We start from the raw sequence: 7,532 nt of genomic DNA, 5'->3' as shown, positions 1-7,532 counted from the left end.
CTCGCCTTGGCCCTTCGACGATGTCGAAATGGCGAGGTTCGATAGGCTGTATGGTCGCAAGGGAACGAAGTGAACGTCACGAAGTACATGGGTCTGACAGCCTGCAAAGCCCTTACGATGAAAGGCAGATCGTCGAGGGTGCGCCACTCAGGCCATTTCCTACGCTAACCGCGTGGCTTCGACTTGTCTTTCGCAGCTTGGCTGTTGCGTCGCCGGCAAGCGCATACAAATGCGGATCGCCCATTCCCTGCGCTCCGTTCTCGATCGTCTGAACCAGATCAATCAAGCAAGCCCCTCTCGTTAGAGCACCGCTAGCGTAGGATTTCGCCCCATACCGCAAACGACCCCTAAGCAGCCTGTGATGATCTTTTCAGCTCTTCAAGCGCCAGTTCGGTTCGGGGGTGGGCATATCGACTGCGATCCGCAGGATCGACCAGGCGAAGCCGGGCGCATGGTCTGCATGAGCACAGGACTGTAGTCGCGACGCCCACCTCGATCCGCATGAAAGCGTTGTGCTCGCGATGATTGAAGTGCGAAAAGACATCACACTCAACGAGATGGTGGTCCGCCTCACCAATGAGGTCGGCCTTCAGATTGGCCATAGTGCCTTGAGTATTTCGGCTCAGCCGTCGCGACTGGACGTCGCCGACAAAACCAGTCCTATTCGGGCTGCAAATGCATGCGTAGCTTGATCTCCGCTTTGACAGATGTTTGCTCGAACACTATATTCCAATCAATGATGGGAATGGAGCTTCCCGACAACTGCCTCAGCGCTGATAGCTCCTGCTTGAAACGGGCCGACGGTCCGTCGCGGCAGGGGCGTTTCCGAAACCCGCCGTCGGCGGGTTTTTTGTTGCCCGGTTTGTGACCGGCGCGGAAAATCCCGTTGCCGCTCGTGATGGAGGGTGACGATGAACGCCGTGGCCGAACCCAAGATCATCGTGGCGCTGCTGCCCGAGCCGGAAACGGTGATGCCCTGCCTCGACTGCGCGCTGGCCGCCGCCGACGGCTTCGACGCCGCCATCTCGGCCATCCACGTCGGCTTCAACCCGCGCTTCGCCTTCGTGCCGCCGGAGGAGATCGCCATCCAGCAGTTGCGCGAGCTGCGGGAGGGCACCATCGCCGCCCGCCTCGCCCGCACCAAGGCGGTCTTCGACGCCTGGATCGCCGGCCGGGCCGGCGCGCCGGTCACCTGGAAGCACGACGAGGGCGACGTCGGCGCGCTGGTCGCCGCCGAGACAGCCGACGCCGACCTGGTGGTGATGGGCAACCCGGTGCGCCTCGACGGCCGCGACGCCTTCCACGCCACGCTGTTCTGGTCGAAGCGGCTCTTGCTGGTGGCGCCGCCCGATCCCCGGACAGACCCGAGAGCCGGCCCGCCGCCGGCCCGCACCGTCGGCCGCCACATCGTCGTCGGCTGGAAGCCCGGCGAGCCGGTGAAGCGGGCAGCGCGGCAGGCGCTGCCCTGGCTCGCCCGGGCCGACAAGGTAACGGTGGTCTCCGTCGAAAAGCCCGGCGCCGACTCCTACCAGACTTCCGCCCGCGTCTTCTTCGCCGAGCTCGGCATCGCCGCCGACTGCGTCGAGCTCAGGCGCGTGGCCGGCAGCGTCGGCCTGCAACTGCTCGCGTCAGTCGACCGGCCCGGCGGCGACAGCCTGCCGATCGGCGCCTTCAAGCACGGCGCGCTGTGGGAGGCGATCCTCGGCGGCGTCACCCGCGACGTGCTCGCCGCCGCCCGCATCCCCGTTTTCATGATGTGCTGAAACCGGCCAACAAAGGAGACCCTTCATGGCCCTGATCGACAAGGTAACCGCCCGCGAAATCCTCGATTCCCGCGGCAATCCCACCATCCGCGTCTACGTGGCGCTCGACGACGGCACGTGCGTGTCCGCCTCCGTACCGTCGGGCGCCTCGACCGGCGAGAACGAGGCCGTCGAGCTGCGCGACGGCGACAAGGCGCGCTATGGTGGCAAGGGCGTCCTGAAGGCCGTCGCCAACGTCACCGACGTTATCGGCCCCGCCTTGAAGGGCTGCGACCCGACGGCGCAGGCGGCGATCGACGCCCGGATGATCGAGCTCGACGGCACCGGCAACAAGCATAAGCTCGGCGCCAACGCCATCCTCGGCGTTTCCATGGCCGTGGCGCGGGCGGCGCCGCCGTCAGCCGCCTGCCGCTCTACGCCTATCTCGGCGGCGTCGGCGCCACCCGCCTGCCGGTGCCGATGATGAACATCCTCAACGGCGGCAAGCACGCCGACAATTCGGTCGATTTCCAGGAATTCATGGTCATGCCGGCCGGCCCAGCTTCGCCGAGGCGCTGCGCTGCGGCGCCGAGGTGTTCCACGCGCTGGCCAAGATCCTGGCAAAGAAGGGCTATTCGACGGCGGTCGGCGACGAGGGCGGCTTCGCCCCCAACCTCAAGAGCAACGAGGAGGCCTGCGAGCTGATCGTCGCCGCCATCGAGGCGGCCGGCTACAAGCCCGGCGAGGATGCCGTCATCGCCCTCGACCCGGCCGCTATCTCCTTCTTCGAGAACGGCGCCTACGAGCTCGGGAAGTCCGGCCTCGGCACGCGGACGGCCGAGGAGATGATCGCCATCTACGACAAGTGGATCGCCGCCTACCCGATCGCCTCGATCGAGGACGGCCTCGCCGAGAACGACTGGGCGGGCTTCGCTCACCAGACGGCCCGGCAGGGCGGCCGCATCCAGATCGTCGGCGACGACCTGTTCGTCACCAACGTCGATTTCGTCAGGCGCGGCATCGCCGAGAAATCGGCCAACGCCGTGCTGATCAAGCTCAACCAGATCGGCACCGTCTCGGAAACAGTGAAGACCATCGCCCTCTGCCGCGCCGCCGGCTGGGCCTATGTCGTCTCGCACCGCTCCGGCGAGACCGAGGACGCCTTCATGGCCGACTTCGCCGTCGCCATGGGCGGCGGCCAGATCAAGACCGGCTCGGCCTGCCGCTCCGAGCGCATCGCCAAGTACAACCGCCTGCTGGAGATCGAAGCGGAGCTGGGAGCGGCCGCCGAGTTCCGCTCGCCCTTCATCTGGCCTGCGGGCCGCGCCGAAACTCGCTGGAGTGCGGCAGATAGCGACGAGTTCGAGAACCGGAGCGGAGCGGACTTTAAGATCCGTGAGCACCGGAAGCGCAGAGCTCTAAGCCAGATGCCCGCTCCAGTAGAGTTTCGAGCCGGCGCCGCCCACCTTTCCGGAGATTTGTGCCAATGGGTTATCTTGGCTATCTGCTGGTGTTCATCGGCGCCGGCGTCGGGGGCGTCCTGCGCCACGGCGTCAATCTCGGCGCCGCCCGCCTTTTCGGCGTCGGCTTTCCCTACGGCACCTTCGCGGTCAACGTGATCGGCAGCTTCGTCATGGGCGTGCTCACTGAATACTGGGCGCAGAAGAGCGGCCTGCCGCAGCCGCTGCGCCTGTTCCTCACCACCGGCGTGCTCGGCGGCTTCACCACCTTCTCGACCTTCTCGCTCGACACCGCCGTGCTCTGGGAGCACGGCGAGGGCGTGACGGCCTTCGCCTACGCCGCCGCGTCGGTCGTCCTCTCCATCGGCGCGCTGTTCTCCGGCCTAGCGCTGGTGCGCCTGCTGGCGGTTCCGGCGCAAGCCTGAGCCGGCGAGGTTGCCATGCAAGCCCGCTCTCCCGCCCCTCCTCCGGTTGCCGGTGCCGCGCCGCGATCACGGCCCGTCGCGGTGAGCATTCTCGCGGCCGGTCCGGCCACCGCCTTTGACGGCGCGCCGGCTGAGTCGTCCTGTTTCCGCGACCTCAACCTCGACCAGATCGTCGCCGCCGCCACGGTGCCGAAGGCCGAATATAATCTGGGCCCGATCTTCCGGGCGCCGCTGCGCGACATCGACGGCGTCCTCTACCGGCAGGCGATCTTCCGCGACCTCGAACGGCCCGAGGTGCGCGCCACGCTCGACGCCTTCGCCGGCGGCATGCGGGAGCTCCACGCCAACCGGCGGCGGATCGAGTCGATCCGTTATGAGTGGGAGCGGCAGGCCTGATTTCTCGACGGCGTGTTGCTCTACGATGAGGCCGTCCGCGGCGTTGCCGCCGCCTTCGCTGCCACCGAGCTCGCTTCACCCGGTCTTATCGCCTTCCGCGACTATCTCGCCGCCTACGCCAAGGCGGACCGGTTCACGCGGCCGGCCGGCGCCGCCGCCCTCAAGCGGGAGCTCTCCACCGTTTCCTATTTCGTCTACCTGATCGGCAGCCACGTCCATGTCGGCGCGCTCGACGACGAGCCCGACTTCACCGAGGAAATTCTCGGCGTCTTCGACAAGTTCAAGGAGGTGGACACCCGCGACCACCGCGTCAAGCTCTCCGACGCCGGGGAGATGAACCATATCGAGGCCGGCATCCTCGATTTCGTCGCCGAGCTCCACGCCGACCTGTTCGGCCGCCTTCGACCGCGAGGCGCAGTTCTATCTCGCCTGGCTCGACCATATCGCACCGCTCAAGGCCCACGGCCTGGCGTTCTGCTACCCGGAGGTCACGCCGGGCAAGGCGATCGACGCCGAGGGCGTGTTCGACCTGGCGCTGGCGGCCAAGCTGATAAAAGATGGCCGGACCGTCGTCGCCAACGACTTCCGTCTGAGCGGCACCGAGCGCATCCTGGTCGTCACCGGCCCCAACCAGGGCGGCAAGACCACCTTCGCCCGCCTGTTCGGACAACTGCATTACCTCGCCGCGCTCGGCTGCCCGGTGCCGGGCGTCGCCGCCAGGCTCCATCTCCCCGATCGCGTGTTCACCCATTTCGAGCGGCCGGAGATGGCGGGATCGGAGCGCAGCAAGCTCGAGGACGACCTCATGCGCATGCGCGACATCCTCGCCGCCGCGACGGCCGGCAGCATCGTCATCCTCAACGAGATCTTCACCTCGACCACGCTGGCCGATGCCGTCTGGCTGAGCCGCGAGGTGATGACGCGCCTTGAGCGCCCTCGACCTTCTGGGCGTCTGGGTCACCTTCATCGACGAACTCGAGTCCTTCTCGCCGGCCACCGTCAGCCTGGTCGGCGGCGTCGATCCGGACGACGACGCCGTCCGCACCTTCCGCCTGACGCGCCGCCCGGCCGACGGGCTCGCCTACGCCATGGCGCTGGCCAAGCGGCACGGCCTCACCTATCGCCGCCTCAGGGAGCGCATCCCATGAAAGTGCACCTGCTGTTTCCGGGCCGCGATTTCGATCTCGCCGCCCCGCTGCCGCCGGAAGCGGAGGCGTTGACGGCCAACCTCGGCCTGGAAACGCCGGTCGCCGCCATGGCGGCCGGCGACAGGCTGATCGCCGAGGTGGCGCGCGCCGTGCTGCTCGGCTCGACCGAGGCGGATGTCGAGCTCGTCCGTTTCCGCCAGGGCGTTCCGACCGACTGCCTGGACAATCCGCGCGTCGTCAAGGAGATCTACGCGCTGGCCGGCGAGGCGCTGGACACCGAGCGCAAGGAGGGCTGGCACTGGGCCGATTCCCCGTCGTCGATCCTCGGCCGGTCGAGAAGCCTACTTGCGACGTTCATGGCGCTGCTCGGCCGCATCAAGGCCCTGGCCGACAAGCATGGCGAGCGCTTCCACTCGGCCGGTTTCCGCGGCCTGTTCGCCATGCTCGACCGCGAACTCGACGCCGCCTATTTCGCCGAGGTGGAGGCCGAGCTCGCCCGCTTGCAGTTCAACGAGGGCGTGCTGATCAGCGCCGCGCTGGGCGCCGGCAACCACGGTGTCGGCCACGTGCTGCGGCGCTGGCCGAAGGAGAAATCCCTCCTGGAATATCTCACCGGGCGCCACGCGCCGTCGCTTCACTTCGAGATCGCGCCGCGCGACGAAGCCGGCTGGAAGGCCCGCGAACAACTGGAAGCGCGCGGGCTGAACCTCGTCGCCAACGCCGTGGCGCAATCGGCCGATCACGTCGCGAGCTTCTTTTCCCTGCTGAGGAGCGAGCTGGCCTTCTACCTCGGCGGCCTCAACCTGCGCGACGCCCTGGCCGAACGCGGCTTGCCCTTCTGCCTGCCGGCGCCCGCCGCCCCCGAGGCGCTGCGCCTTGCCGCCACCGGCCTCTACGACATCGGCCTCGGTCTCCGGACCGACGGCCGGGTGGTGGCGAGCGACATCGAGGCCGACGGCCGCCGCTTCATCGTCGTCACCGGCGCCAACCGCAGCGGCAAGACCACCTTCCTGCGCGACCTCGGCCTCGCCTTCCTGATGATGCAGGCCGGGCTGATGGCGCCGGCCGCCGCCTTCTCGGCCAGCCTCGCCGACCGGCTGCTCAGCCACTTCCGCAAGGAGGAGGACGCCAGCATGCGCTCCGGCAAGCTCGACGAGGAACTCGACCGCATGGACGGCCTCGTCAGGGCGGCCAGCCATCGCTCGCTGTTCCTGTTCAACGAATCCTTCGCCGCCACCAACGAGCGCGAAGGCTCGAAGATCGCCGGCGAGATCACCAGCGCGCTGGTGGCGCGCGGCGTGCGGGTCGCCTTCGTGACCCACCTCTACACCTTCGCCCACGCGATGCTCGCCGAGCACGGCGACGACGGCCTGTTCCTGAGGGCCGATAGACCGGCCGACGACGGCCGCGTCTTCCCCCTGGAGCGCGCCGAACCGCTGGACACCAGCTTCGGCCGCGAGCTGTTCGCCGCCGTGATGTGATCCACCCCATCGAATTGGTCCATTCCGAGGCATGTCTACGGACAATGACGAAGGACCATGCGATGCTGAGAAAGCGCCATCCGGAAGAGATCGTCGCCGAGCTACGTCAGGTCGACGTGCAGACCGGCCAAGCCCCCGTCGTAGGTGCGGTTCGGGCCGTCGGCGTCACCACGCTCACCTACTATCGCTCGCGGCGCGGGGGCGGTGGCCCGACGTCTGATCGGGGCCGCAAGCTCAGTGACCTCGAGGCCGAGGACTCCCACTTGCTGAAAGCCGTCGCCGATCTGACGCTCGACGAGCTCACCTTGGCTGAGGCCGCAACGGGTAACTTCTGAGCCCCGCACGTCGCTACGCCTGTATTGACATGTCCGATCGACGATGAAGGAGGCCGAGCGCCGGGTCTGCTAGGTGGTCGGACAACGCCGGAGTTCTTCAGCCGGGGCCTCAACCTGTGGGCCGACCAGAAGGACGTCGTCTCCGACTTCTCAGAACCACGCAAACCGACCAGCAACGAGTCCATCAAGAGCTTCAACGACGGCTTCCGCAACGAATGGCCTCAACCAGACGCTATTCGCGACGCTCGGGGATCGTGTCCCAGGGCGTGGTGTAGCAGGGTAGCGGTGGTCACCAGTGTTTTCCGGTAGGGTCGGGTTGTTCAAGACCAACCTGAAGGACACCACCGATGACCGACGACATGATGAACCTGCGCTCACTCGTTGAGAAGAGCGCCGACGCCGATTTGCTGCGCGAGATGATCGGCTTTGCTGCCGAGAAGTTGATGATGCTGGAGGTCGGCACGAAGACCGGCGCGGGCTATGGCGAGAAGAATGGCTTCCGACTAGCCCAGCGCAACGGCTATCGCGACCGGGACTGGGAGACA

The 7,532-nt window shown here is 67.2% G+C and carries 8 protein-coding genes, 2 pseudogenes and 1 riboswitch; of the genes and pseudogenes, 9 read left to right on the top strand and 1 reads right to left on the bottom strand.

The genetic code is table 11. The annotated features are described in order from the left end of the window. Positions 1-732: 732 nt before the first annotated feature. A riboswitch (Fluoride riboswitch) is annotated at positions 733-793 on the top strand. A 118-nt stretch (positions 794-911) separates the two neighbouring features. The 4 genes and pseudogenes from H512_RS0119615 (at position 912) to H512_RS27200 (ending at position 4,023) form a co-directional block, all read left to right on the top strand. Next, positions 912-1,763, top strand: coding sequence for a universal stress protein (locus H512_RS0119615; RefSeq protein ID WP_026784861.1), 852 nt, complete (start codon positions 912-914; stop codon positions 1,761-1,763). Positions 1,764-1,788: 25 nt separating this feature from the next. Further along, a pseudogene (gene eno / locus H512_RS25125) lies at positions 1,789-3,037 on the top strand (phosphopyruvate hydratase); the annotation flags it as partial. A gap of 191 nt (positions 3,038-3,228) precedes the next feature. Beyond that, entirely contained in the window at positions 3,229-3,627 is a 399-nt protein-coding gene (crcB, locus tag H512_RS0119605; RefSeq protein WP_036792941.1) for a fluoride efflux transporter CrcB, read from the top strand. An 81-nt stretch (positions 3,628-3,708) separates the two neighbouring features. Further along, positions 3,709-4,023 carry a hypothetical protein gene (locus H512_RS27200; RefSeq protein WP_026784859.1) on the top strand — a complete coding sequence of 105 codons (315 nt, stop codon included), beginning with the start codon at positions 3,709-3,711 and terminating at the stop codon, positions 4,021-4,023. A 75-nt stretch (positions 4,024-4,098) separates the two neighbouring features. Here H512_RS27200 and H512_RS27195 read toward each other — a convergent pair whose 3' ends face one another. Beyond that, positions 4,099-4,404, bottom strand: coding sequence for a hypothetical protein (locus tag H512_RS27195; RefSeq protein ID WP_026784858.1), 306 nt, complete (start codon positions 4,402-4,404; stop codon positions 4,099-4,101). A 139-nt stretch (positions 4,405-4,543) separates the two neighbouring features. On the opposite strand from H512_RS27195, the pseudogene H512_RS27945 reads away from it, so the two are divergent. The 5 genes and pseudogenes from H512_RS27945 to H512_RS0119570 form a co-directional block, all read left to right on the top strand. Further along, positions 4,544-4,894 (top strand): annotated as a pseudogene (locus H512_RS27945) (MutS-related protein); the annotation flags it as partial. Between the two features lie 55 nt (positions 4,895-4,949). Then, positions 4,950-5,171 (top strand): hypothetical protein, encoded by a 222-nt coding sequence (locus tag H512_RS27685; RefSeq protein WP_026784856.1) that lies wholly within the window; start codon positions 4,950-4,952, stop codon positions 5,169-5,171. Further along, positions 5,168-6,652, top strand: a complete 1,485-nt coding sequence (locus H512_RS0119580) for a MutS-related protein (protein WP_026784855.1) — start codon at positions 5,168-5,170, stop codon at positions 6,650-6,652. The genes H512_RS27685 and H512_RS0119580 overlap by 4 nt, the downstream gene beginning before the upstream one ends. A 44-nt stretch (positions 6,653-6,696) precedes the next feature. After that, entirely contained in the window at positions 6,697-6,987 is a 291-nt protein-coding gene (locus H512_RS0119575; protein WP_084798644.1) for a hypothetical protein, read from the top strand. A 347-nt stretch (positions 6,988-7,334) separates the two neighbouring features. Next, a partial coding sequence (locus H512_RS0119570) for a transposase (protein WP_026784853.1) occupies positions 7,335-7,532 on the top strand: 198 nt, incomplete at its 3' end.

The sequence above is a fragment of the Pleomorphomonas koreensis DSM 23070 genome (assembly GCF_000425185.1).
GTDB lineage: Bacteria > Pseudomonadota > Alphaproteobacteria > Rhizobiales > Pleomorphomonadaceae > Pleomorphomonas > Pleomorphomonas koreensis.
The sequence above is the reverse complement of the archived record's forward strand: the minus strand, read 5'-3'. Positions and strand labels throughout refer to the sequence as shown.

What these genes read in the sequence shown, in the direction of transcription:
- H512_RS0119615 (WP_026784861.1), top strand. Translation starts at nt 912, where the DNA reads ATGAACGCCGTGGCCGAACCCAAGATCATCGTGGCGCTGCTGCCCGAG.
- crcB (WP_036792941.1), top strand. Translation starts at nt 3,229, where the DNA reads ATGGGTTATCTTGGCTATCTGCTGGTGTTCATCGGCGCCGGCGTCGGG.
- H512_RS0119580 (WP_026784855.1), top strand. Translation starts at nt 5,168, where the DNA reads ATGAAAGTGCACCTGCTGTTTCCGGGCCGCGATTTCGATCTCGCCGCC.
- H512_RS0119575 (WP_084798644.1), top strand. Translation starts at nt 6,697, where the DNA reads ATGACGAAGGACCATGCGATGCTGAGAAAGCGCCATCCGGAAGAGATC.